This is a genomic window from Bilophila wadsworthia ATCC 49260, from assembly GCF_000701705.1.
Taxonomy (GTDB): Bacteria; Desulfobacterota; Desulfovibrionia; order Desulfovibrionales; family Desulfovibrionaceae; genus Bilophila; species Bilophila wadsworthia.
Genome location: NZ_JNJP01000063.1, coordinates 1 through 22422, shown reverse-complemented (window position 1 = coordinate 22422; position 22422 = coordinate 1). Strand labels below are relative to the sequence as shown.

Annotated in this window: 23 protein-coding genes; 12 read left to right on the top strand and 11 right to left on the bottom strand. The window is 61.6% G+C overall.

Annotation, left to right across the window (positions count from 1 at the left end):
• Together tnpA (T370_RS0116515) and T370_RS0116510 are read right to left on the bottom strand one after the other, a co-directional pair.
• Window positions 1-175, bottom strand: a 175-nt coding sequence (tnpA, locus tag T370_RS0116515; RefSeq protein WP_029436366.1) for an IS200/IS605 family transposase, incomplete at its 3' end; no start/stop codon positions are given.
• A 501-nt stretch (window positions 176-676) separates the two neighbouring features.
• The gene (locus T370_RS0116510) at window positions 677-2044 is read right to left on the bottom strand and encodes an MFS transporter (protein ID WP_005027829.1); all 1368 of its coding nucleotides are present in this window, start codon (window positions 2042-2044) and stop codon (window positions 677-679) included.
• A gap of 483 nt (window positions 2045-2527) precedes the next feature.
• On the opposite strand from T370_RS0116510, the gene T370_RS0116505 reads away from it, so the two are divergent.
• From T370_RS0116505 to T370_RS0116475, 7 genes are all read left to right on the top strand, one after another.
• A complete protein-coding gene (locus T370_RS0116505; RefSeq protein WP_005027830.1) occupies window positions 2528-2938 on the top strand; it encodes a cytochrome c maturation protein CcmE in 411 nt (136 codons plus the stop codon).
• Window positions 2939-3091: 153 nt separating this feature from the next.
• Window positions 3092-5077: a heme lyase CcmF/NrfE family subunit gene (locus T370_RS0116500; RefSeq protein WP_005027831.1), complete on the top strand. Its 1986-nt coding sequence runs from the start codon at window positions 3092-3094 to the stop codon at window positions 5075-5077.
• Window positions 5077-5736, top strand: a complete 660-nt coding sequence (locus T370_RS0116495) for an ABC transporter ATP-binding protein (RefSeq protein ID WP_029436365.1) — start codon at window positions 5077-5079, stop codon at window positions 5734-5736. The genes T370_RS0116500 and T370_RS0116495 overlap by 1 nt, the downstream gene beginning before the upstream one ends.
• A complete protein-coding gene (locus T370_RS0116490) occupies window positions 5730-6407 on the top strand; it encodes a heme exporter protein CcmB (protein WP_029436364.1) in 678 nt (225 codons plus the stop codon). Before T370_RS0116495 ends, T370_RS0116490 begins: the two co-directional genes overlap by 7 nt.
• A 4-nt stretch (window positions 6408-6411) precedes the next feature.
• Complete coding sequence (locus T370_RS0116485; RefSeq protein WP_029436363.1) at window positions 6412-7086, top strand: cytochrome c biogenesis protein; 675 nt, start codon at window positions 6412-6414, stop codon at window positions 7084-7086.
• A gap of 204 nt (window positions 7087-7290) precedes the next feature.
• Complete coding sequence (locus tag T370_RS24520) at window positions 7291-7428, top strand: CcmD family protein (RefSeq protein WP_009368093.1); 138 nt, start codon at window positions 7291-7293, stop codon at window positions 7426-7428.
• Complete coding sequence (locus T370_RS0116475) at window positions 7421-8056, top strand: tetratricopeptide repeat protein (protein ID WP_029436362.1); 636 nt, start codon at window positions 7421-7423, stop codon at window positions 8054-8056. Before T370_RS24520 ends, T370_RS0116475 begins: the two co-directional genes overlap by 8 nt.
• A 332-nt stretch (window positions 8057-8388) precedes the next feature.
• On the opposite strand, the gene T370_RS0116470 is transcribed toward T370_RS0116475, so the two are convergent.
• On the bottom strand, window positions 8389-8613 hold the full coding sequence (locus T370_RS0116470) for a hypothetical protein (protein ID WP_005027837.1): 225 nt from the start codon (window positions 8611-8613) through the stop codon (window positions 8389-8391).
• A gap of 458 nt (window positions 8614-9071) precedes the next feature.
• On the opposite strand from T370_RS0116470, the gene T370_RS0116465 reads away from it, so the two are divergent.
• The 3 genes from T370_RS0116465 (at window position 9072) to T370_RS0116455 (ending at window position 11925) form a co-directional block, all read left to right on the top strand.
• Window positions 9072-10124 carry an aspartate-semialdehyde dehydrogenase gene (locus tag T370_RS0116465; protein ID WP_029436361.1) on the top strand — a complete coding sequence of 351 codons (1053 nt, stop codon included), beginning with the start codon at window positions 9072-9074 and terminating at the stop codon, window positions 10122-10124.
• A 132-nt stretch (window positions 10125-10256) separates the two neighbouring features.
• Window positions 10257-11198, top strand: a complete 942-nt coding sequence (locus tag T370_RS0116460) for an aminotransferase class IV (protein WP_029436360.1) — start codon at window positions 10257-10259, stop codon at window positions 11196-11198.
• A gap of 397 nt (window positions 11199-11595) precedes the next feature.
• A complete protein-coding gene (locus T370_RS0116455) occupies window positions 11596-11925 on the top strand; it encodes a DUF5666 domain-containing protein (protein WP_029436359.1) in 330 nt (109 codons plus the stop codon).
• A gap of 216 nt (window positions 11926-12141) precedes the next feature.
• On the opposite strand, the gene T370_RS0116450 is transcribed toward T370_RS0116455, so the two are convergent.
• Window positions 12142-13212, bottom strand: coding sequence for a glycosyltransferase family 4 protein (locus T370_RS0116450; RefSeq protein WP_029436358.1), 1071 nt, complete (start codon window positions 13210-13212; stop codon window positions 12142-12144).
• Between the two features lie 253 nt (window positions 13213-13465).
• Entirely contained in the window at window positions 13466-14032 is a 567-nt protein-coding gene (locus tag T370_RS0116445) for a hypothetical protein (protein ID WP_005027846.1), read from the bottom strand.
• A gap of 159 nt (window positions 14033-14191) precedes the next feature.
• Between T370_RS0116445 and T370_RS0116440 the strand changes: the two genes are divergently transcribed.
• Window positions 14192-14569 carry a hypothetical protein gene (locus tag T370_RS0116440; protein WP_005027847.1) on the top strand — a complete coding sequence of 126 codons (378 nt, stop codon included), beginning with the start codon at window positions 14192-14194 and terminating at the stop codon, window positions 14567-14569.
• Between the two features lie 297 nt (window positions 14570-14866).
• On the opposite strand, the gene T370_RS0116435 is transcribed toward T370_RS0116440, so the two are convergent.
• The 5 genes from T370_RS0116435 to T370_RS0116410 all read right to left on the bottom strand — a co-directional run bounded on the left by T370_RS0116435 (window position 14867) and on the right by T370_RS0116410 (window position 20042).
• The gene (locus T370_RS0116435; RefSeq protein WP_016360603.1) at window positions 14867-15415 is read right to left on the bottom strand and encodes a C40 family peptidase; all 549 of its coding nucleotides are present in this window, start codon (window positions 15413-15415) and stop codon (window positions 14867-14869) included.
• Window positions 15399-16211, bottom strand: coding sequence for a selenium cofactor biosynthesis protein YqeC (yqeC, locus tag T370_RS0116430; protein ID WP_029436357.1), 813 nt, complete (start codon window positions 16209-16211; stop codon window positions 15399-15401). Before yqeC ends, T370_RS0116435 begins: the two co-directional genes overlap by 17 nt.
• 2 nt (window positions 16212-16213) lie before the next feature.
• On the bottom strand, window positions 16214-18073 hold the full coding sequence (gene mnmG / locus T370_RS0116425) for a tRNA uridine-5-carboxymethylaminomethyl(34) synthesis enzyme MnmG (protein WP_029436356.1): 1860 nt from the start codon (window positions 18071-18073) through the stop codon (window positions 16214-16216).
• Window positions 18074-18401: 328 nt separating this feature from the next.
• On the bottom strand, window positions 18402-19628 hold the full coding sequence (locus T370_RS0116415; RefSeq protein WP_029436355.1) for a M20 family metallo-hydrolase: 1227 nt from the start codon (window positions 19626-19628) through the stop codon (window positions 18402-18404).
• Between the two features lie 141 nt (window positions 19629-19769).
• On the bottom strand, window positions 19770-20042 hold the full coding sequence (locus T370_RS0116410) for a PxxKW family cysteine-rich protein (protein ID WP_005027852.1): 273 nt from the start codon (window positions 20040-20042) through the stop codon (window positions 19770-19772).
• 240 nt (window positions 20043-20282) lie between these two features.
• Between T370_RS0116410 and T370_RS0116405 the strand changes: the two genes are divergently transcribed.
• Window positions 20283-22004, top strand: a complete 1722-nt coding sequence (locus T370_RS0116405) for a YcaO-like family protein (protein ID WP_029436354.1) — start codon at window positions 20283-20285, stop codon at window positions 22002-22004.
• A gap of 162 nt (window positions 22005-22166) precedes the next feature.
• Here T370_RS0116405 and tnpA (T370_RS0116400) read toward each other — a convergent pair.
• On the bottom strand, window positions 22167-22422 hold a 256-nt coding region (tnpA, locus tag T370_RS0116400), incomplete at its 5' end, for an IS200/IS605 family transposase (RefSeq protein WP_029436353.1).

The following is a 22422-nucleotide window of genomic DNA, read 5'->3' as shown; positions in this document are numbered from 1 at the left end:
CACACAGGTGCCCTTCCAATATCTTGCAGCCTCGGCGGTTGGCCAATTCATGAAATACGCCCACCAACTCCTCACGAATCTTGCCGTACAAAACCTTTTTCCGGTATTTCGGAATCCACACTATATGATACTTACACTCCCAGACCGTATGACTTAAACTTTGTAATTGCTTCATAAAAAGCCTCCTTGTTCTGCCTTGAGCGGTTCGGACAAGGAGGTTTGCTGTTTTAGGGAATTGTCAAACTGCAGGAGCCCCCCGGCTTAGCCGGGGGATCACGTCAAGGATTCGAGTGCTGTCCGTTTTGTTCAACGGTGCCCTACTCGGAAAAGGCTTTCAGATTTTTATCTTCCCTGAAGCAAGAAAAGCCCCCGGAATATCCCCGGGGGCTTTTCTTGTGTCCTGAGAATGTCCGGCAAGCGGTTTCTCAAAGGCTTTATTCTCCGGGGCGGGCCCGCTACTGCGGACGGGGCCTTCCCCTTGGGGAGAAAGCGGAGGGCGGACACTGCGGCATATCTCCCGCATCACCGTTGCTCCGCGTACCTTTTTATTTGTCAGGGGGGGAGCGGGCTGGCCGTCCCCTTGTCTTTGAGGAGGGGTGGGGGTCGGGGAGGGGAGGAGAACGACCTTCCTCAGAAGGATCTCCCTCCCCGATTCCATACCCATTCCCCTGCCCTACTAGGCGGATTCGCCTTCCATGAGCGGTTCCGAAACGGGGGTTTCACCCTCAACAGGCAAAGCAGGAGGAAAGCCCTTTCTGTTGAGATGCCGGATCCACAGGGTGCAGGCGGCGCTGATGAGGCCAGCGGAGCCCAGATAGGCGCAGAGATACCAGGGCTCGCCGCCATTCCAAGCCACGAGCATGGTCGCCACCATCGGCGTCAGGCCCGCAGCGAAGATGCCCGAGAACTGATAGACGAAAGAAATGGCGGAATAGCGGACGGAGGGGTCGAAGCTGTCGGAGAAGAGGCTCGACATGGTCCCGAACACGGCGGCGTATACGACACCGAACGGCAGGGCCAGAGCGAGGCAGACATAAAGATAGTTGTCGGAATAGTTATGGAACACCCAGAAGGCCGGGAAACCGAGGATGCCGAGCAGCAGGGCGCAGAAGCCGAACACGCGGGCCTTGCCGATACGGTCGGCGACATAGCCCCAGAAGGGGATGAAGAAGGACATGACCACGGAGGCGATCATGACCACCGCGAGGGCGGAAGAACGCTCAAGCCCGCGGGTCTGGGTCAGGTAGCTCAAAGAGAATACCGCGAAGGTGTTGAAGGCCACGCCGTCGATGAGGCGGGCGCCCATACAGGCCACCATCATCTTGGGATAACGCTTGAAGGCGTCGAGCAGGGGGTACTTCACTTCCGGCATCTTGGCCTTGGCTTCCGCGAAGTCCTTGGTTTCATGCACGGAGGAACGGATATAGGAACCGACGAACAGCAGCCCCGCACTCATAATGAACGCGATGCGCCAGCCCCAGCTGATGAAGGCTTCGTTGGAAAGCACTGCGGAGAAGAAGCCGATGACGCCGGAGGCCAGCAGCAGGCCGAGAGAAAGCCCCACCTGCGGCAGGCTGGCGTAAAAAGCGCGCTTGTGCGCGGGAGCCGACTCGAAGGACATCAGCACGGCGCCGCCCCATTCGCCGCCGAGGCCGAGGCCTTGCGCAACACGGCACAAGATGAGCAGGATCGGGGCCCAAATCCCGATGCTGGCATACGAAGGAATGCATCCGATGGCCACGGTCCCCGTGCCCATGATCATAAGGGTAAGCACCAGCACCTTTTTGCGGCCGATTTTATCGCCGAAATGGCCAAACACGAGGCCGCCCAAAGGACGGGCCACAAAGCCGACCGCGAAGGTGGCGAACGCCAGCATGGTCCCGATGCGGTCGTCGAATTCGGGGAAGTACAGATGATTGAAGATAAGCCCCGCGACAACGCCGTACAGGAAGAAGTCATACCACTCTATGACGGCCCCTACGAGTGAGGAAACGACGACGCGGCGAAGGTTTTTATCGTGTTCGATCTGTTCTGTGGTTTTCATGGATGCTCCTTGGGATGCGTTGGTGTTGCCCCTGTTTGTTGTCCCTAAAGAGCACAATCTGTGCCATTATTTTAGCGTATTCCCTTGCCTTCATTCGTTTTCAGCCCATTTTCGACTTTTTTTCTCCTTTGCCTGAAATGGATTACCGCACGTACCGAAACCGCCGATACTGCTTGCTCAAAAAAGGTATCGGTTTAAATTTGCATCATCAGCTCTACAAAAAAAAGGTACATTGGTGAATAAATGCATCAAATGAAGTGTTAGATTTTAAGAAATAATCCTGATAGATGTTTTTATGCATCATTTTGAAATATCCGGAAAAACATCCTTCATGTGCCGAAAAAAACAAGTGCCGCGGTACAAAAAAGAGTGAAAAATCAACGGGCGGGAATGCGTGTTGAGGCCGGAAGTGATTTGACTTTTGCCCTCCCCGCTGGTATTCGGCAGCATGGAAGTGAGGAGGAAAGCACAACAGGAACCACCATGGCAAAAAAATCCGGCAAGAACGTCTATCTCGTGGCGCTTCTCCTGTTTTTGGGAGGCGTCGGCTATCTTGCGTATTCCGGCTTTTCCGAAAACAGCGTCTATTTCCTCAATGTCTCCGAAGCGCTCGCTACCCCCTCCGACAAACTGAAGGCCGCCCGCCTCTTCGGCACCGTTGCCGAGGACGGCCTTTCGCGCTCCGAAACCGGCCGTGACGTCAAGTTCCGGCTGGAGGATCAGGAAAACAAGGCCACCACGCTGTGGGTCGAGTACACGGGCGCCATTCCGGATACCTTCAAGGCCGGTGCGGAAGTCATTGTGGAAGGGGGGCTCCGGCCTGACGGTTCGTTTCAGGCCAAAACGCTCATGACCAAGTGCCCTTCCAAATATCAAAAGGAAAACAGAGGCTGAACGCCGCCCTGCCCCGAATCTTCGGCTGGCCTGCCGCCTAGCGCGGCGGGCCCCGTATGACGCGGGCGGCGCGGCTTTTTTGTACGTACAGGAGCCGTAATTGCGGTTCGCCCCACTCTCTCGGGAAGAGATCCCGGACAACTTGGAGCTTCCATGTATTATTTCGCTTTCGTCCTCCTCGCGCTCTCCATGCTCTGCGCACTCGCCGGAGCGGCATGGGCCGTCAAATCGCTGTGGCCAAGGACGGCCCCGGCGGCGGGCAAGGCCTCCCGCCGCACCTCCGTTCCGGGCCTCGGCTTTGTCGAAAAGGCCAACCTGTGCCTGACGGGCTGCTACATCATCGCGTCCGCTATCCTTATATATGCGCTGGCGAGCTATGACTTCTCCCTGGTCTATGTGGCGAGCTACACCGACCGGCTGCTGCCGCTCTTCTACCGCATTACGGCCTTCTGGGCAGGACAGGCCGGCTCCATGTTGTTCTGGGCTTTTTCCGTAGCCATCTGCGGCGGGCTGTTCCAGCTCACCCGCTCCTATAAGAGCCTGACCCCCGATACGCGGCTTTGGTACTGGGTCTTCTACCTCGGCATCATGAGCTTCTTCGGGCTCATCCTCGTGACGTGGAACAATCCTTTCCTCATGAACCACGCCGTGCCGCAAGATGGCAACGGGCTGAACCCCCTGCTCCAGAACCCCGGCATGATCTTCCATCCTCCGCTGCTGTTCCTCGGCTACGGCGGATTCGTGATCCCGAGCTGCCTCGCCCTCGCTCAGGCGCTGAGCCGCAGGCAGGCCGATGAAGCGGCATGGACCGATGTGGCCCGGCCCTTCACGCTGGCGGCATGGGCCATGCTCACCGCCGGCATCGTGCTCGGCGGCTGGTGGGCCTACATGGAACTCGGCTGGGGCGGTTACTGGGCATGGGACCCGGTGGAAAACGCCTCCCTCATCCCGTGGCTCATCGCTACGGCGGCCCTGCACACCATGCTCATCCAGACGCGCCGCAACAAGCTGCACGGCGTGAACGTCTTCCTGATGGCGCTCACCACCATCTCGGCCTTCTTCGCCACCTACCTCGTCCGCAGCGGCGTGGTTCAGTCCGTGCACGCCTTCGGCTCCGGCGGCGTGGGCGTCCCTCTGCTCCTCTTCATCCTCATCTCCGTCGCCCTCTCCTTCTGGATCGCCCTGCTCGCGCGGCGTTCCGACACGGGCGAACTGGCCGGGATCGAAAGCCGCGAAGGGTTCCTTATCCTGACCTCGTGGCTCCTGCTGGCGCTTTCGCTGATCATCCTTATCGCCACCATGTGGCCCGTGTTCAGCGCCTTCTGGAAAGAGACCGTCATGGGCCTTGCCCGCGACGTCGTCCTCGACGAGGCCGGGCATGACCACGGCGGCGCGGTGGGCCTGACCGCCGACTTCTACAACCGAGTCTGTATGCCCCTGTTCGCCGCGATGGTCGCCATCCTGAGCATCTGCCCGTGGCTCGGCTGGAACGGCGGCGTCCGCAACATGCGCAAGCTCCTCCTTGTGGTGTGCTCCTTCATCGGCGCGGCCGCCGCGATGTATTCCCTCGGCTACACCCTGCCCGTCGCCGTGCTCGGCGCGTCGGCGAGCGTCGCCGCGCTGGTCAGCATGAGCCTGAAACTCTTCGAAAGGCCCGTATACAGCCATGCACCGAGCTTCGCCGCCTACGGCATCCACATCGGGGTGGCCCTCATCGCGCTCGGCATCGCCTTCTCCGGCCCGTACAAGATCGAATCCGAACCCACGATGGCTATGGGCGAGACCGTGAAGGTCGGCCAGTTCGAAGTCACCTTCAAAAACCTGTATGAGGGCGAAGGCGCCGGCTACATCTTCCTTGAAGGCGAGCTGGAAGTTCGCAAGGACGGCAAGCTCATCGGCATCGCCGCGCCGCAGCGCCGCGTCTACGCCAAATGGGGGCAGATGCAGTTCGCCGAGGCCGCGGTCATCCCTTCGCTGGGCAATGAATTCTACGCAACCCTTATGGCGGTGGACCAGCAGAACCGGGCGGTGTTCCGCCTGAGCTCCAACCCGCTGGTCAACTGGCTGTGGATCGGCGGCATCCTGATGTGCCTGCTGCCGTTCGTCAGCTTCAGGCGCCGCAACGGCCGGGAAAACTGATGCTGCTGAAGCTCGCCGGAATCGGAAAACTCTTCGGTGCCCGTGCCGTGCTCAGGAACATCTCGTTTGAGGTGCATCCCGGCACGGTCACGCTGCTGGTCGGCGCGAACGGCGCGGGCAAGACCACCCTGCTCAAGATCATGGCAGGGCTGGCCCGCCCCACCGTGGGCACCGTCGAACGGTTTTGCGAGGACGGCGGGCTCGGCTATCTCGGGCACGCCACGTTCATCTATCCCGGCCTGACCGCGCTCGAGAACCTTGCGTTCTGGAGCGGGATGCACGGGAACCCGACGGACAAGGCGACGCTTTCCGAAGCGCTGGCCCGCGTGGAACTGGCCCCCTTTGCCGAAGAACGGGCCGGGACCTTCTCGCGCGGTATGGCGCAGCGGCTGAACCTCGCCCGCATCCTCCTCCAGTCGCCCCCATTGCTCTTGCTTGACGAACCGGGCACCGGGCTTGATGTGCGTTCCCTCGCCATCCTGCACCGGGAGATCGCCGCATCCCGCGATCGGGGCGCAGGGATCGTCTGGATCACCCATGACGTAGCCGGGGACGCCAAGCGCGCCGACCGGATCATCGCCATTGAGAACAGGAGCATCGGCTACTGTGGTCCCGCCTCCGGGTATGAAGGCGTCCGCACCGGGGAGGCAGTATGTTGAAAGCCGCCTGCCTCATTGCCCGCAAGGATCTGCGCCTCGTGCTTTCACGCGGGGCCGGGCTCGTGCAGGCGCTCCTGCTCGGGCTGCTGCTCATCTTCGTGTTCAGCTTGTCCCGGGAAACCGGGGAGACCATGAGCGGGCAAGGGGCCGCCACGATCTTCTGGCTGTCTTCGGCGTTCTGTCAGGTCTTATCCTTTAATATGCTGTACGGGCTCGAAGAGGCCAACGGTTCGCGGGCCGGGCTGCTGCTCCTGCCCACGCCGGTCCAGTCCGTGCTGCTCGGCAAGGCGGCGGCGGGCCTGTGCATCATCCTGACGGCACAGTTCCTCTTCCTTCCGGCGACCATCGTGTTCCTCGGGCAGTCGCTCGGGGACGGCTGGCCGCTGGCCCTGCTCGCCCTCGTTCTTACCGACATCGGCATGGCGTCGCTCGGTTCGCTGCTCGGCGCGCTGTCGCAAGGGCAGGCCGCGCGGGAGTCGCTGCTGTCCATCGTGCTTTTCCCGCTGATCATCCCCATCCTGCTGGCGGGTATCCGCGTCTGCGCCGGGGGATTCAGCGAAGCGCTGCCCGAAGGCGTGGAATCATGGCTCGGCATCGCCGTGGCCTTTGACGCCGTGTTCCTTGCCGCCGGGCTTGTCCTCTTCCCCTTTGTCTTTTCAGGAGACGAATAATCTCATGCGATACACATGGATGCTCCCCTGCGCCGTGCTCGGCGGCGTGCTCATGGCGGCCTGTCAGGTGCTTATCTATCGGTATGCGCCTGTCGAGCAGACGATGGGACTGGTGCAGAAGATTTTCTACACGCACCTGCCGTTGGCGTGGTGGTCCTTCGTGAGCTTCTTCCTCGTCTGCGTGTCCGGGGTGGCCTACCTCAAGACGCGCAACCGCCACTGGGACGCCGTGGCCGGGGCCGCCGCCGAAGTGGGCGTGGTGCTCAGCGGGCTGGCGCTCGTTTCCGGCTCCATCTGGGCGCGCCATTCGTGGGGCGTCTGGTGGACGTGGGACCCGCGCCTGACCACGACGATGATCCTCTGGTTCCTCTATGCGGGCTACCTCGTCCTGCGCAAGATGGACATGCCCCGCGAGCGCCAGGCGAACCTGTGCGCGGTGGTCGGCATCGTGGCCTTCGTGGACGTGCCGCTGGTGTTCCTGTCCGCACGGCTGTGGCGTTCCATCCATCCCGCCGTGTTCGCCAACAAGTCCGGCGGGCTTGAACCCGAAATGAAGATCGCCGCCATCGCCGCCGTCGCCTGTTTCGGGCTTGCCTGGGCGGGCCTCGTCGGCCTCCGCACTTTGCAGATCAAGCAGAAAGAACGCCTCGACGGCCTCGCCGTTCATGGCGAGTTGTAATCTAGAGAAAGAACCGGAGGCGGGACCTTTTTGAAAAAAGATCCCTCCCCCGGCCCCCCTCCTCCAAAAACTTTCGCCTTTTGGGTTCCGGAGGTTACATGGGAGTTTTCCTCATTTACAGGACTCCCTGAGCGTAGCCTCCCCACCAGTCAAAAGTCTTAGGAAGGGTGGGGCAAACCTTAATGTTACTTAAGGAGTCCCCTCATGACCGACATGGATTGGCTCATGTACGCGAATATCGCCGTATGGATCGGGCTCGGCGCCTACCTTGCGTTCCTGCTCCGCAACCAGATTGCCCTCAACCGCCGCCTTACCCAGCTGGAGACCCTGCGCAATGACTGATCAGACCTTCGGAAAGAACCGCCGCTCCATCCTGCTGCTCATCACGGCCGGACTGGTGCTCATGCTCGTGTCCACCCTGTCCTACTTCTCGGCCAACCCCGGCTTGGTCTCCCATACGACCACCGGGACGCAGGCCGCCGCGCCGTCAGGGCAGCAGATGCCCACAAGCGCGGGCATGGACGAAGCCACGCAGCAGGGCGTCATGGCCCTGATGCAGAAACTCCAGAAAACCCCCACGGACCTTGAGGCCCTTGTCGGCCTGACCGAGCACTTCATGCACACGCAGGACTGGCAGCGGGCCGAGACGTTCGCCCTGCGCGCCGTGGTGGCCGCGCCCAACGAAACGCAGCCGCTCTACATGCTCGGCATCATCCAGCACAGCCAGAACCGCAACGCCGAAGCCGCCGCCAGCCTCGAAAAGGTCGTCGCCGCCAGGGAAGATCCTTCCGTACGCTACAGCCTCGGCATCCTCTACGCCTACTACCTCGAACAGCCGGACAAGGGCCTCGAGCAGCTCCAAAAGGCGCTCGATAACCCGAATACCCCTGCGGATCTCAAGAAGGCGGTGGCCGAGGAAGTCACGAAAATCAAGGAACACAAAAACCACACGCCTCAGCAGGCGCAGTAACGTCCATAAAAATAAAAAGGCCGGGGCTCCTCCCAAGGGGAGTTCCGGCCTTTTCGTTTATGAAGGGAACACGGGGTGAAGCAGCCATTGACGGCCAAAAAAGAAAGCGCCTAGCGGCAGGCAACGCCACAGGACACGGATAGCGTAACTAAGGAAAGCCGATTGTTCCACGCCGCGTGCGGATTCTTGGAAGCGTGCCGGACCGTCAATTTCGCCACGCGGATCGTCAGGGGCATGGACGCCAAAAACCCTCCCGCAACAAGGGGAGGGTTCCTATGCCATTAGGACGTTCCGGCGCCGGACGGGCCGAAACGGATGTGTTCAAGAGATGATCAGGCTCCGCAGGACTTCTGGCGCTGGCAGGAACGCAACTGCAGCTCCAGCACGATAAGACGCTCGTAATCCTGAACAGGAACCACCGTTTGCTGATATTCGGCACGCAAGGCGCTCTCGATCTGCTGGGTTTCTTCCCAGAAGTCGAGAAGCTCTTCATCAGCCAGATTCTTGATCTGGATGTTGAAGGGCGCTTCATCAGCGGGAGAAAGACGAGTGGCCATAAAATACTCCTTGTCAGCGTACGGGGCCGGAAAGCTTCCGGATTGTATCCTGACGACGTAGATTGCCTTTACTTTACGGTCAAACTATAAGAACAAACACCGTGGCTGGCAAGCGACTCTAACGCCGTTCCCGTGTTTTGGGGCCCCAGGCGCGGAGAAACGGGGTCCCGATCCGGCGCGATAGAAATAACATTTATGTCAAAAAGGGCAACCGGCCTGCGCCGCGCCCCCCTTCCGCGCGCCTCGATGCGGAAAGCCCGGAACCCTTTGATATCCAAAAGGCTTTTGCCCAATCACACGTGAATGCCCGAAATGCTATCAAAAAAGGATACGGATTTCGGGTGAAAAGCGCTCCAACGGACTTGACAGCGACGGCAACCCGTTAGATGAACGTCGAACGCCTTGCGAAAATCACATGCTCCGAGGCTTTCCTTTTTTGTTCGAGGATAGAGGATACCATGTCTGAAAAAAAACTCGTTGTCGCTGTTGTGGGAGCTACCGGCGCCGTCGGCCGTGAAATGCTGAAGACCCTTGAAAGCCGGAACTTCCCCGCCACTGAGGTCGTTCCCTTCGCCTCGGCCCGTTCCGCCGGGACCAAAGTCCCCTACGGGGATTCCGAGCTGGTCGTGCGCGAACTGAAGGAAGATGTGTTCGAAGGCATCGACATCGCCATCTTCTCCGCGGGCGGCTCCACCTCCGAAAAGTACGCCCCCCACGCCGCCGCCGCGGGCTGCATCGTCGTGGACAACTCCAGCGCGTGGCGCATGGACGAGCGTTGCCCGCTGGTTGTGCCCGAAGTGAACCCCGAAGCGCTGGAAGGGCACAACGGCATCATCGCCAACCCGAACTGTTCCACCATCCAGATGGTCGTAGCCCTGAAGCCCCTGCACGACGTCGCGGGCATCCGCCGCGTGGTGGTCTCCACCTATCAGGCCGTTTCCGGCTCCGGGCAGAAGGGCATCAGCGAACTGGAAACGCAAGTCCGCCAGATGTTCAATCTGAAAGAGCCCGAAGTGAACGTGTATCCCCACCGTATCGCGTTCAACTGCATCCCGCACATCGACGTCTTCCTTGAGAACGACTACACCAAGGAAGAAATGAAGATGGTCCATGAAACCGTCAAGATCATGCGCGACCCGAACGTGAAGGTGACCGCCACCTGTGTGCGCGTGCCCGTGTTCTACGGCCACTCCGAGTCCGTGAACATCGAAACCGAACGCAAGCTTTCCGCCAAGGAAGCCCGCGCCATCCTTGCGCAGGCCCCCGGCGTACAGGTGTACGACAACCCCTCCGAAAAGATGTACCCCCTCGCGGTCGACGCCGCGGGCGAAGACGCCACCTACGTGGGCCGCATCCGTGAGGACGATACCATCCCGAACGGCCTCAACATGTGGATTGTCGCCGACAACATCCGCAAGGGCGCCGCGCTCAACGCCGTCCAGATCGCCGAAGAGCTGGTCCGCCGCGACCTGCTCGGCGTGAAGGATCGCACCGTGTTCATCAAGAAGTAAGTCCGGTTCCTGCGAACCGTTCCTTCCGATTGGGGCATCCGGGAAACCGGGTGCCCCAATCTGGTCTTTTCGCCATGAAGGGAGTAAGAACACAGACAACCCACCCTTGAAACCACCAGAAAGAGGTTTGTCATGATTCCCGTACTGGACACGAACGCATGGATCGAGAAGCTCCGGGAACTGGAACGTCCCGGCGCGGACAACATTCTGGCTTTCTACGAACACCGTTTCGGCGCGATCTGCCGCGATCCCCGGCTGATGCTGGCCCCGCTGGACGATCATCTCGTCCATCGCGGCGACGGCGTGTTCGAAACCATCCGCTTCACCGAGCGCAAGGTCATCCATCTTGATGCGCACCTGCGGCGACTCGCCAACTCCGCCGCCGGGCTGTCCCTCACCCTGCCCTGCCCCATCGAGGAAATCCGGGACATCGTGCTCGCCGTAGCCAAGGCCGGAGACGAACCCGAAGGCAATATCCGCATCCTGTCCGGACGCGGCCCCGGCGGATTCGGCATCGCGCTCAAGGAGTGCCCCCAGCCCAGCCTATACGTGGCCGCCTACCGCGTCCCGGTGCGCACTGACGCATGGTACGACAAGGGCCTCACCGCCTTCCGCAGCGACGTGCCGGTCAAGCCCCCCATGTTCGCCCGCCTCAAGACGACCAACTACCTTTCCGCCGTCTTCATGACGCTTGAGGCCATGCAGAAGCACATGGACGTCGCCCTGACCTTTGACGCGAACGGCTGCCTGACCGAAGCGGCCATTGCCAACGTAGCCGTGGTCGATGCCAAGGGCGCATTGGTGCTCCCCGAATTCAAGAACGCGCTGGTCGGCACGGTGGCGACCAAGGCGATGGAGCTTGCCAAAACGTTCATGCCCGTGGAGATCCGCCCCATCCCGCAGGCCGAGCTGGATTCCGTCCGGGAGATGATGATCCTCGGCACGGCGCACGAATGCATCGGTGTGACCCATTTCGAGGGCAGGCCCATCGGCGACGGCAGGACCGGCCCCGTGGCCCACAAGCTCCGCAAGCTCATCCGTGAGGATCTTCTCGCCGGCGGCGAGGCTTTTTAGGGGGGAAGGGATTGTGGGAATATGGCGGGGGAGGGAGGACCTTTCTAAAAAAAGGTCCTCCCTCCCCCGCCGCGCCTCCCCCTCCCACTCCAAAGGCTTTCGCGCTTATCGAATCCCTGTTCGCGGCGTTCCCTGTCCGCCGATGAACGCGGGATAGTGAATAGGGGAATAATAGGCGATGGTTTTACAGGTCATTTTCAATCCCCCATCCGCAGTTGAGGGCATTTATTCCCCCATCGCGGTTTTCGGGCTCTATAGAAAGGACCTGTTCGTGGGCAAGGTGAAACGAGGGCATCGTATTTCCCGCAATGGACATAAAAAATCAAACCGTTCGGGATGATACTCATGGCTTTTTATGGCGGCACTTCCTAGCGTGGGATGCAAAAGGAGGGCTGCCATGCTCAAACGTACGTTGTGCGCCGCCTTTGCGGTTGCCGTTCTTGTCGCTTTTTCCGTCCCGGCCTTTGCCGGTTCCCACCACAAGATGCGTGTCCGCGGCACTGTGGAAAGCGTTGATCCCGCCCAAAAGACCTTCGTTGTGAAGGACCGGGACGGCAAGGCGATCCCGTTCCGTGTGGATGACCGCAGCGAATTCGAACTCGAACACAGGGACAAGCCCGATCAGGACGTGCCCTTCACCGAATTGAAGACCGGCGACCGCGTCAAGGTCAAGGCCTTCAAGGGAGAACCGCCGCACCTCGTGGATGATGTGGACATCTACAGGTAAATCCGGTTCCGCCAGCTGATGCCTCAGGGGGGAAAGAACGCCGTTTCTTTCCCCCTCGCTTTATCTTCTCCTTTCCAGACCAGCCATACCGAACACGCCGCAAAACGAAATCCTCGTTGTGCAGCGTGTTGCTTCAAGCATACCGGAAGTACCGAGAGTATGCAGGAGAAATTCCCGGAAAAATCACAGAAGCGTTAAAATATCCTTGGCAAAGCATCATTCCGTGCCTTTTCCCATGAGGCGGCGGTACAGATCCATGTATTGCTCAGCCATCCGGGTATCGGTGAACTCCAGCACGGATCGGCTTCCCGCCTCGGCAAGCCGTGCCCGCAGGCCTTCATCGGTCAGGCAACGCGCCATCGCGTCGGCAAGCGACACGGGATCGCCCACGGAGGCAAGCAGTCCGTTCTCGTCCCCGCGCACCAGTTCCTGATTGGAAGTCAGTGCCGAGCAGATCACCGGAACTCCCGTCACCCAGCCTTCCTTAATGGCCCCGCTGCTCCCCTCACCGTCCACTGACGGGACCACCAGAGCGTCGCAGTCCGGCAGCATGTCCACGCTGTCCCGGCGGCCGGGCAACGCGAGCAGAGCATCCACGCCGAGGGTACGGGCTTCTTCTTTAATGGGATCCAGCAGCGGCCCATCGCCCACGATGCGCACGGCCCACGGAGGCAGGGAGCGCTTCCGCAGTTCCGCCATCGCCCGGACAAGCACGCTGTAGCCTTTCTGAGGCGTGAAGGCGCCTATGCTCTGGAAGAGGAAGCCCCCATCCTGACGCGCCTCATGAGGGCGGTAACGGGAAGGATCGATTCCGGAATGGATCGCGCTGACCCGTGAGGCGGGGATGCCCGCCCCGATCATGCCGTCGGCGATTTCCCGGCTGACGCCCACAGCGGCATCGGCAATCCGATATTTCCACGAGCGCAGCCCACGCCGCAACGGATACGAAACCCGGCGGCTGTGGATCAAGAGCGTGCCGCTGTGCAGCAGCTTGTAGAACGCGCCCATCGTAGCGGCGTTGGCGTCGTGCGTGTGCACAATATCCGGGGAAAAATCGCGCAGCCGCTGCCCCATCCAGCGCAGCAGCAACAGGTTGGCAGGGCTCCGGCCCGGCAAGCCCAGAACGGGCAAACCTTCATCACGCAGCAGCTCCGCCAGCTTTCCCGTACGAGGACAGGCCACCAACGGCTCCATGTCGGGTATGCGGGCCAACGCGCGGGCCAGATAATACACCTGCCGCTGGCCGCCCCGCAGTTCCAGCCCAAGATCCAACAACAGAACGCGCATACCCGTCTTCCACCCCAGTTCATTCTGTTGCCGCCCAACGGCGGCCACCTTCCGAGCCCGGCGCAACCCATCGGCTTTCATGCATAACGCCAAAGCCGATTTCTCCGCCGAGCCCGCTGCCCCAAATTCCAACCGCCCATCAAACGAACGCCCTCCAAGCGGCCTCCCCACCAGTCGAAAGTCTTTGGAGGGAAAGAGAAAGTGGGGAGGGGAAAGGTTCCCTTTCCCCTCCCCAAATCTCATAACATCCACATCACATCTGCTGAGGATGCTCGTAGCCGGGAAGGACCACGGACGTGGCTTCCATCTGGCCCTGCCCCTTGGGACAGTTGCTCTGAAGGACGCAGATCTCACAGCCGCCTTTGAAGGGATAGTGCGTTACCACGGCATAGCGGCGGGACAGGATGGGATCCTTGTCGTTGCTGTACGGGATACCCTCGGCCTCCAGCGCTTCGCGCAGCGTGGCGGTGGGTTTGGGGGCGGGCGCGCAGCCGGCGTCCTGCACTTCGGGGATCACGGCGTGTACGGCGGCCATGCACATGGTCTGCGCCAGCGCGTTGTACAAGAACGCGTTGGACGGCGAACCTTCCCACGCCTTGTCCACATCCTGCTCCACGCTCTCGTCGAGAGCGACCAAAAGATACTTGATCTTGCCCGTGTCGATGCCCTTCACGGTCAGGTGCGGGAGCCAGTTCTTCCACAGCGTCATGAAACGGTCCATCACGTCGCCGCCAAGCCGGGTCTCCTGGCTGACGCCCATGAACAGTTCCATATCAAACCACGGTTCTACATCGATTTTTTCCGTCGTGAATGCGGTCATGCTTTCCTCTTTGGAGATGTTCAAAAATACCGTACAATATTGGCGGGCCTGATAAGAAGCCGCCGGACGGGAGAGGCAACTTTACTTCATCCCGTCACTTTCCTACAATACCCAAAACCGCATGACGCGGTTGTTTCAGCAAGGTCAAAGGAGCCGTCAATGAGCCAACAGTATCCCAGCCGGATACGCTATGAGTACGAACAGGACCCGGAAACCCGCCTCCAGTATACCCACGGCGTATGGGGGGGCATCAACCCGCAAGGCGAAATCGAGATCAGCTTCTATCTCGAAAGCGACAAGATGCCGCCGTACTCCGAACGTATCATAGCCCCCGACGGCAGCTTCGGCCATGAAATCGCCCCTTACAATGACGAGGAGCGGACCATCACCCGGCATATCCATTCGCGTGTGGTCATGAACTACCACACCGCCCGGGCCATGCTGGAATGGCTGGAAGACAAGGTCGCCGCCCTTGAAGCCGAAGAGGACGGCAGCGCGCCGCTTTCGTTCGACGAGAGCGGCTTCCAGCACCAGTGAGAAGCTTTTGAACCGGTGAGGAAACCTGTTTTCCGACGTTCCCTCACCGGAACCTCTTTTCTCTCTTCCTCAACTTCCGTATCTGTTGCCAGCCCAATGCCGCACCCGGCTTCGGGCTGCTCGGTTCTTCCATTCGCCAATCCGGCGCACTCGAAAAACTGCTGGCATCCCAGATTGCCAAACGGCTTGACGCTTCCCGCGCCGCCCCTGCGCAGCCGAAAACATTCAGAGAGAAGGGAGAGGATTGAAGGAGCAGAGGTTCTTGCTAAAAAAAGCCTGCCTTTCAGGCTTACCTTTTTATCTCACAATTCTCCGAATGCGGATAAGCCGCTTCTTCCAGTATTCCTGAGCCAAACTGTCCTCACGGACACGCTTGCCGCTGGTGGGGCTGTGCACGAACCGCCCGTTGCCCGTGTACAATGCGGTATGGAGCCCCGTGCGCCCGCGATTGGTATCGAAGACAAGGATGTCGCCGGGACGCATGGCAATGCCGCGCCCCACGCCGTACCCGGCCTTGGCCTGCGCATCGGTCACGCGGGGGACATTGATCCCATGCTGACGATAGGCCCACCAGATCAGCCCGGAGCAGTCGAACCCTTTGGGCGTGGTGCCTCCGAGACGGTAATGCGCACCGATCTGGGAGCGCGCGGTCTGAGCGACCCGGGCGCCGAGGGAAGAGGTATCATACCGCCCACCATAATCGGGTGCGGAAATATATGTCGTACCGCAGCCGGAGAGCAGCAACGCCAGACAAAGCAAACCGGCAAGCGCCATAAAACGGCACGCCGATCCCATCACGAACCATTGTTTCACCACTCTGCCTTCCATCTCAGCATGGTAGATCACGGAAGGGCTCCATGCCAAGCGCCCGTTGAGCCCCCGCCGTCAACGGGACGCACCAGCCCTGGGCCGCGCTTCCCGCAAACCACGCCACGGAACGAGACAGGGCGGCGGCTTCGGAAGCGGCATCAAGCGCCCCCGGCCCGTCCCCCTTATTGGCGAACACGAGACGGCGGCACCCCGCCGGACAGTTGCGGAACAGCCCTTCGGGGTGCTCCACCAGACAGGCCAGCGTCGCGGGCGTCACCGGACTCCCCGGCTCCTGCCCCGCCGCCGCGCAAACCAGTGCGGAACGGTGCACATGCCCGTCGTCCAACGGCTGCCCCACGCTGTCCAGACCGACCACCGCCACGCAACAGCCCAGAGGCTCCGGCAGGACGGGTTCATGCGCCGCGGGTGCCTTGAGGGGCTTACGGGCCGCGCCGTCGGCCTCCACAAGAAAAAGGGCCTCGGGCAGCGCCGCCGACAGTACGGCAAGCATGCGGGGGGATACGCCGTCCAGCTTCCGCACATCCGGCAGCGGACGCCCGGCAGCCACAACACACGGCACGGCGCTCAGCGCATCGTGGACGGCGGCAACGGGATCGGCCGCGCCTTCCAAGAGAACCACGGGAAGGCCATCCTCCGGCGGGAAAATCTTGGTCGTGGTGGTGCAGACCACACGCCGCCCGGCATCGGCCATGCGCCGGGCCAGCGCGTACATGAGCGTCGTCTTGCCCCCGGCCCCCACAAGCGCGGTCATCCGGGGAAAGGCTACGCCGCCGGATCCGGCAAACAGGGCTTCAAGCGGCCACCTCTTCATGGCTATCCGAGCAGGGAGCGTTTTTTCAGATGGATTTCCAGGCAGGTCAGCGCCGCCGGAGTCACCCCGGAAATGCGCCCCGCCTGGCCAAGGGTACGCGGGCGTACGGCACAGAGCTTTTCCACGATCTCGGCGGACAGGCCGGAAACGGAGGGGTAATCCAGATCCGCCGGGAGGCGGACCTCCTCAAGCCGTGCGGAGCGCTTGACCAGCTCGTCCTGCCGCACCAGATAGCCCGCGTACTTCACGGAGGTCTCCGCCTCCAAAAGGACTTCTTCCGGAAAAGCCGTCACGCCGGGATGCAGGCGCTCAAGCCGTTCCAGCGTCATGGACGGACGCCTGAGCACTTCCTCCAGCGTCAGCGACTTGTTCGGCACGGGCTCGCCCAGCTCGCGGAAAGCGTCGCTCGTCGCCGCGTCCGGCGAAACCCGCACTTCACGCAGCATGTCCAGCAGCCGCCCCAATGCGTCCTGCTTGCGCCGGAAGGCGGACCACTGTTCGTCGCCCACCAATCCGAGCTCCCGCCCGAGCGGGGTCAGCCGCGCGTCGGCATTGGCTTCGCGCAGCAGCAGCCTGTATTCCGCCCGCGATGTGAACATACGATACGGCTCCTGCGTCCCACGCGTCACGAGATCATCCACCAGCACAGACATATAGGCCACGTCGCGGCCCGGCAGGAACGGCTGGCGGCCCGTCAGGCGGCACCCCACGTTGATCGCGGCCCACATCCCCTGAGCGGCGGCCTCCTCATAGCCGGACGTCCCGTTGATCTGCCCCGCCAGCCACAAGCCGGGCAGTACCTTGGCCTCCAGCGTGGGCTCAAGCTGTACCGGGTCCACATAGTCGTATTCGATGGCATAGCCGGGACGCACCATCTTGGCATGTTCGAGGCCGGGGATGCTGGCAATCATGGCAAGCTGCACATCCAGCGGCAGGCTGGTGGAAATGCCGTTGGCGTAGCATTCCTGCCCGTTCAACCCTTCCGGCTCGATAAAGACGTGGTGCCGCTCACGCTCGGGAAACCGCGCCACCTTGTCCTCCACGGAGGGGCAGTAGCGCGCGCCCGTGCCTTCAATGACGCCCGTGAACAGCGGCGAGCGGTCCATGCCCGATCGGATGGCGTCGTGCGTCCGCTCGTTGGTCCACGTCACATAACACGGCACCTGCGGCTGTCCGGGCTTTGGCCCGTAAAAGCTGAAGCCCGGAGCCGGATCGTCCCCGGGCTGTTCCTCCATTTGCGAAAAATCGATGGACGACCGGAGCAGCCGCGGGGTGGTCCCGGTCTTGAGGCGGCCCAGGGTGAGGCCGTGCTTCCGTAGCGAATCCGAAAGCTTCATGGCGGCGGCATCGCCGAGGCGCCCGCCGGGAAAATGCGTGAGCCCCACATGGATGAGCCCGCACAGGAACGTGCCCGTGGTCAGGATGACGTGCGGGGCCTCAAAGGTCTGCCCCAGCTCGGTGCGAACCCCGGCGGCGCGTCCGCCCCGCTCCAGCACCTCGTCCACGGTATCCTGCCAGATGGTGATGTCCGGCTCGGCGAACAGGGCGGCCTTCGCCGCCTCCATGTAGCTGTCGCGGTCGATCTGCGCGCGGGTGGCCCGTACGGCGGGCCCCTTGCTGGCGTTCAGCGTGCGGAACTGGATACCCGCCCTGTCGGCCCACAGGCCCATCATGCCGCCGAGGGCGTCGATTTCCCGGACCATATGCCCTTTGGCGAGCCCCCCGATGGCGGGGTTGCACGAAAGGTGCCCGATGCGATCCACATTGCCCGTGATCAGCAGCACGCGCTGCCCGAACCGCGCCAACGTCATGGCGGCTTCGCAGCCCGCATGTCCCGCGCCTACGACTATACAATCGAACATAAGCTTTTCCTTGGGAAAAAGCGGGGGAGGGAAACCCTTCTGGAGAAGGGTTCTCCCTCCCCCGTACCCCACCCTTCCCAAGACTTTCGACTGGTGGGGAGGGGACGCGAAAGGAGTATTCTTTGAAAAAGAAGCAGGGAGAGTCCCGGCTATACCGAAATGTTCCCTTTCAACAAGCCGCCGGGAGACGCCCATCAAGAAACAGCCTCCCAAGCCGCCCGCCCCTCCATCGAACAATACAAAAGCCTTTAGGAGGGAAAGGGGTCGGGTTTGGGGAGGGGGAAGCCCCTCTTCAGAAGGGTTCCCCCTCCCCAATCTTCATCATCCCCTAATCAAACAGCATCCGGGCGAGCACCTGCGCGTCGCCGATGGTGCGGGAAATGAGGGAGTATTCGTTGGCGAGATGATAGGTCGGCACGACGCTGGCCCAGACCGCAGCGGGGATGCCCATGTCGCGGAAGCCCACGGCCACGGTCCCGCCGCCGCTGCCGTCGCAGTGCGGCTCGATGCCGTAGATCTCACGGATACCGGCGGACAGGCGGAGCACCACTTCGCTGTCGGGCGGGGTTGCGGGCGACGCGGGCGCATTGGTCACCGTGGTGATATCCACGGTCACGCCATGACGCTCCGCCACGGCTTCCATGATCTCCCGGGCGGAGGCGAGCACGTCGTCGTGGCTGATGCCCGGCAGAATGCGGCAGTCGATGTAGAACACGTCCTTGCCCGGCAGGGAATTGATATTGGGGACGTTCTCTTCGTGGCGCGTCGGGACGAACGTGCAGCACGGGGGCTGGAACAGCGGATCGACCTGAGCATAGATGGATTCCAGATCCCGCACGTGCAGAATCATATCGGCGGCGGCGACCAGCGAGTTGCGGCCTTCCTGCGGGCGGGACGCGTGGCACTGATGCCCAAGCACCTCGACGCGCATCCACAGCTGGCCTTTCTCGGAAATTTCGATGGAGGAACCATCCGCCACGCCGTAATCGGGCACGACCACGAAATCGTCGGGGCCAAACAGATCGGCGTGGGTCTTGAGGATGTAGTGGATGCCGTAACGGCTGGAAGTCTCTTCGTCGGAAACGAAAATCAGGCCAAGGGAGAGGTCGGGGGTGATGCCCTGCGCCTTCAATTCCTGTGCAATGAGCAGGCCGCAAACGATGGCCTGCTGATTGTCCTCCACACCACGGCCACGGATCTTGTCGCCGTCGACGACAACCTTCCACGGATCGGTCTTCCAGTAGGAAAGCTCTCCCGGAGGCACAACGTCCATATGCCCCAGGATCCAGAGCCGACGCGGCGACACGCCGGGGATGCGCGCGACCACATTGGGGCGCACGCCGTCGGGGACCCGCGGGTCGGGCGCGTCAATGCGCAGGATGTCCGTTACGCCGAGCTCACGCAACAGCCCTTCCAGATACAGGGCTTTGGGCATTTCGCCCGTGCCGGCGTTCTCCGGGCCGAGAGCGGGGAGTTCCGTCATGCGGGTCTGGTATTCGATGACCTTGTCCCGCTGCTGTCCGATGGACTCAATAAGCCGAGAAAAACGTGTCATATGTTCCTCGTGTACGGCTTCGGAAAATAAGAAAGGGGGAAGACGAAGCCTCCCCCTGCCTTGGGAGAACGCCCTTTCCAAAGACGGGCGTTCTCAAAAAAATTGCGGTGCATACCCGCGAGCAAAACGCTTCCGAACGGCTTAACGACCCTTCGCAGCACGCTTGGACGCCTTCAACGGGTTGACCTTGGCGGCCTTGCCGCTTTCCGTCTTGATGTGGGTAGCAAAGTTGCAGCGCCCGTCGAACCACTTCTTGGCGGGGTTCGGGTAGCTGCCACAGAACTGCTGCTCTTCAAACGTACGAACGCGATCACAGCCTTCGCACTTTTCAACGACGGGCTGCATCAGCATACCCTTCACTTCAACGCCCTGCTCAGTCTTGACGGCACCCACGAGGGTTTTTTCGTCGCTCATGATAACCTCCTGCGCGCCGGAGCGCGATTTTTTACGTAAGAAACGAACTCTTTTATCCATATCAGCGGAAATGTCAAGACCCGTCCACGTGTTCCGGCGGCAAGTCCACCTCCGCAAAGGCAGGGCACCATGCGAAACAACACGGGATCCAGCCCGTTCCGCACCAAAGGCGCGTTTGCCTTTTCCCGACGTTTTGGGCAACGTAACGCAAGCCGATTTCACTTTTTCCCGAGGACAGCCATGCCCACGACCACCCTCCCCTATCGCTATACCCACGCCTCCACCGAATCCATGACCGGATACTTTTCCTGCGAGCCGCCGGAAGATCTCTGCTTTGAGGATGCGCTCGCCCGCCTTGAGGCCGCCCCTCTCGACGAATTTTTGCACCGCCATCTGCTGCGCCGCATCGCGGCCTTGCCCCCGGATGAAGCCGCCGCGCTGCGTACGCCTTCCCGTCCGGTGCTCATGGGCTTGCTCTACGAAACGGCATTCCTGAACGCCGGACACGCCGGAATGCTGAACGGCGTCTCAGCCGGGGAACTTGAACGGCTGGAAGGGGCCACCCCCCTGCCGTACCTCAGCTTCGCCCGCAAATCCCTCACGAAAGAAGGGCAAGAGGAGCAAGCGAACCTTGCCGCATGGAACGCGCTGTTCGAAGAAAACCTTTCCCGGCACCATCCCCTGCCGCATCCCGACGACAACGATCTCCCTTTGCCCGCGTATGTGCGGAACGCGGAGCCGCCCAAACACGGACGCACGGCGGCGGAGGTTCACGCCGAGCGGGCCGTTCCCGGACAGCCCATCTGGTCCCGCCCCCCGGCCCAGCATACGGCGGCGGAAGCGCTGGCCTCGCTGGCCACCTGCGGCGTGATCGCCGGAACGGAAATGCGGCACGAATCCTCGCTCGCACCCGTGGGACTACTGCGAAACTGGAACGTGGACATCGCCGTGCGCAACGGCAAGATCGACTATACCCTGCAGGGGGAAGCCACCACATGGGGGCGCGGCCTGTCCATCGCCACGGCCCGGGCGTCCTACTCGATGGAGATGGTCGAGCGCGCTTCGGCCTATCTGTCCGTGGACGGGGACGCCATCACCGATCGCCTCCACCCCACGCCGATTGTCCGGGCCAGCCATGCGGAACTGCTGGCGCAAGGCCGGGCCGCCATCGATCCGCGCGGCCTGCCCATCGACGCCGAGTACAACGATCAGCCTCTTTACTGGATGGAAGGCCGCGGCGTTTCGGACAGCGCGATACTCGTCCCGGTGCAGGCCGTGGGGTTGTTCTGCAATCTCGACGAGCCCGCTCTTTTTCTGTCGCCGGGTTCCACGGGCATGGCTTCGGGCAACACACTCGATGAAGCCAAGGTCGGCGCGCTCACTGAAATACTGGAACGCGACGCCGAAGCCACGGTACCGTGGCGGCGCGGCCAGTGCTTCGAGCTGCTCGCGGACGGCGAGCACCCGTTGGCGGTACTTCTCGCGGATTACGCCCGGCGCGGCATCCATGTCTGGTTCCGGGACATGACCACGGAATTCGGCGTCCCCTGCTACCAGAGCTTCGTAACCTGCAGCGACGGTTCCGTAGTTCGCGGAGCCGGGGCGGGGCTTTCCGGGGCAGGGGCTCTGCTCTCGGCGCTGACCGAGACCCCCTATCCGTATCCCAACGGCCCGGCTTCCGCGCCGGTTCCGGCTGGCCTCGCGCAGCGCCGCCTCTCCGAACTGCCCGATTACCGGCTCAGCTCGCCCTCCGACAACCTCCGGCTGCTGGAAGAAGTGCTCATCTCGCATGGGCACGCCCCCGTCTATGTGGAGCTGACGCGTGAGGATCTGGAGTTTCCCGTGGTCCGGGCCATCGTTCCGGGGCTCGAACTGACCGCCGACTTCGACGCCCATTCGCGCCCCTCCGTCCGTCTGTTCCGCCGCTACCTGGAAAAGGCGGGCTCATTTGAAAGGGAATAGGGAATTGGGGAGGGGGAGGAGAAACTTTCTGGAGAAAGTTTCTCCTCCCCCTCCCCAAACCCCACCCTCTCCTCTTCAAAGACTGTCAAAACCCCCGGCAAAGCCGGGGGCTTGAAACGCGGTAACCGCTCAAAGCGGTTTTTGCTATTCGCCTACGGCGAATTACAGCAGCTTAAGCTGCTCCACCTTCCTGTCTTCTTTTTCCTGGTTCCCTATGTAGAGCCGAATTTCCCGTTCTCCTACTCCTACCGTGCTTACAAAATATCCTCTCGCCCAGAAACTCGCTCCTGTTATTTTACAAACTTTTTCAAAATGTTTCGCTATCTCAATAGCGCTTTTTCCTTTTAAATAGCCCACTACTTCTGCCACCCCATATTTAGGTGGAATCGACAGTAACATGTGCACATGATCCACACAC

Excerpts from the sequence above, each read along its gene's own strand:
- T370_RS0116460 (WP_029436360.1), top strand. The coding sequence starts at position 10,257 with ATGATTCCCGTACTGGACACGAACGCATGGATCGAGAAGCTCCGGGAA.
- T370_RS24520 (WP_009368093.1), top strand. The coding sequence starts at position 7,291 with ATGACCGACATGGATTGGCTCATGTACGCGAATATCGCCGTATGGATC.
- T370_RS0116470 (WP_005027837.1), bottom strand. The coding sequence starts at position 8,613 with ATGGCCACTCGTCTTTCTCCCGCTGATGAAGCGCCCTTCAACATCCAG.
- T370_RS0116415 (WP_029436355.1), bottom strand. The coding sequence starts at position 19,628 with ATGACACGTTTTTCTCGGCTTATTGAGTCCATCGGACAGCAGCGGGAC.
- T370_RS0116510 (WP_005027829.1), bottom strand. The coding sequence starts at position 2,044 with ATGAAAACCACAGAACAGATCGAACACGATAAAAACCTTCGCCGCGTC.
- T370_RS0116465 (WP_029436361.1), top strand. The coding sequence starts at position 9,072 with ATGTCTGAAAAAAAACTCGTTGTCGCTGTTGTGGGAGCTACCGGCGCC.
- T370_RS0116450 (WP_029436358.1), bottom strand. The coding sequence starts at position 13,212 with ATGCGCGTTCTGTTGTTGGATCTTGGGCTGGAACTGCGGGGCGGCCAG.
- T370_RS0116405 (WP_029436354.1), top strand. The coding sequence starts at position 20,283 with ATGCCCACGACCACCCTCCCCTATCGCTATACCCACGCCTCCACCGAA.
- T370_RS0116490 (WP_029436364.1), top strand. The coding sequence starts at position 5,730 with ATGTTGAAAGCCGCCTGCCTCATTGCCCGCAAGGATCTGCGCCTCGTG.
- mnmG (WP_029436356.1), bottom strand. The coding sequence starts at position 18,073 with ATGTTCGATTGTATAGTCGTAGGCGCGGGACATGCGGGCTGCGAAGCC.
- T370_RS0116475 (WP_029436362.1), top strand. The coding sequence starts at position 7,421 with ATGACTGATCAGACCTTCGGAAAGAACCGCCGCTCCATCCTGCTGCTC.
- T370_RS0116455 (WP_029436359.1), top strand. The coding sequence starts at position 11,596 with ATGCTCAAACGTACGTTGTGCGCCGCCTTTGCGGTTGCCGTTCTTGTC.
- T370_RS0116440 (WP_005027847.1), top strand. The coding sequence starts at position 14,192 with ATGAGCCAACAGTATCCCAGCCGGATACGCTATGAGTACGAACAGGAC.
- T370_RS0116505 (WP_005027830.1), top strand. The coding sequence starts at position 2,528 with ATGGCAAAAAAATCCGGCAAGAACGTCTATCTCGTGGCGCTTCTCCTG.
- T370_RS0116500 (WP_005027831.1), top strand. The coding sequence starts at position 3,092 with ATGTATTATTTCGCTTTCGTCCTCCTCGCGCTCTCCATGCTCTGCGCA.
- yqeC (WP_029436357.1), bottom strand. The coding sequence starts at position 16,211 with ATGAAGAGGTGGCCGCTTGAAGCCCTGTTTGCCGGATCCGGCGGCGTA.
- T370_RS0116495 (WP_029436365.1), top strand. The coding sequence starts at position 5,077 with ATGCTGCTGAAGCTCGCCGGAATCGGAAAACTCTTCGGTGCCCGTGCC.
- T370_RS0116485 (WP_029436363.1), top strand. The coding sequence starts at position 6,412 with ATGCGATACACATGGATGCTCCCCTGCGCCGTGCTCGGCGGCGTGCTC.
- T370_RS0116410 (WP_005027852.1), bottom strand. The coding sequence starts at position 20,042 with ATGAGCGACGAAAAAACCCTCGTGGGTGCCGTCAAGACTGAGCAGGGC.
- T370_RS0116445 (WP_005027846.1), bottom strand. The coding sequence starts at position 14,032 with ATGACCGCATTCACGACGGAAAAAATCGATGTAGAACCGTGGTTTGAT.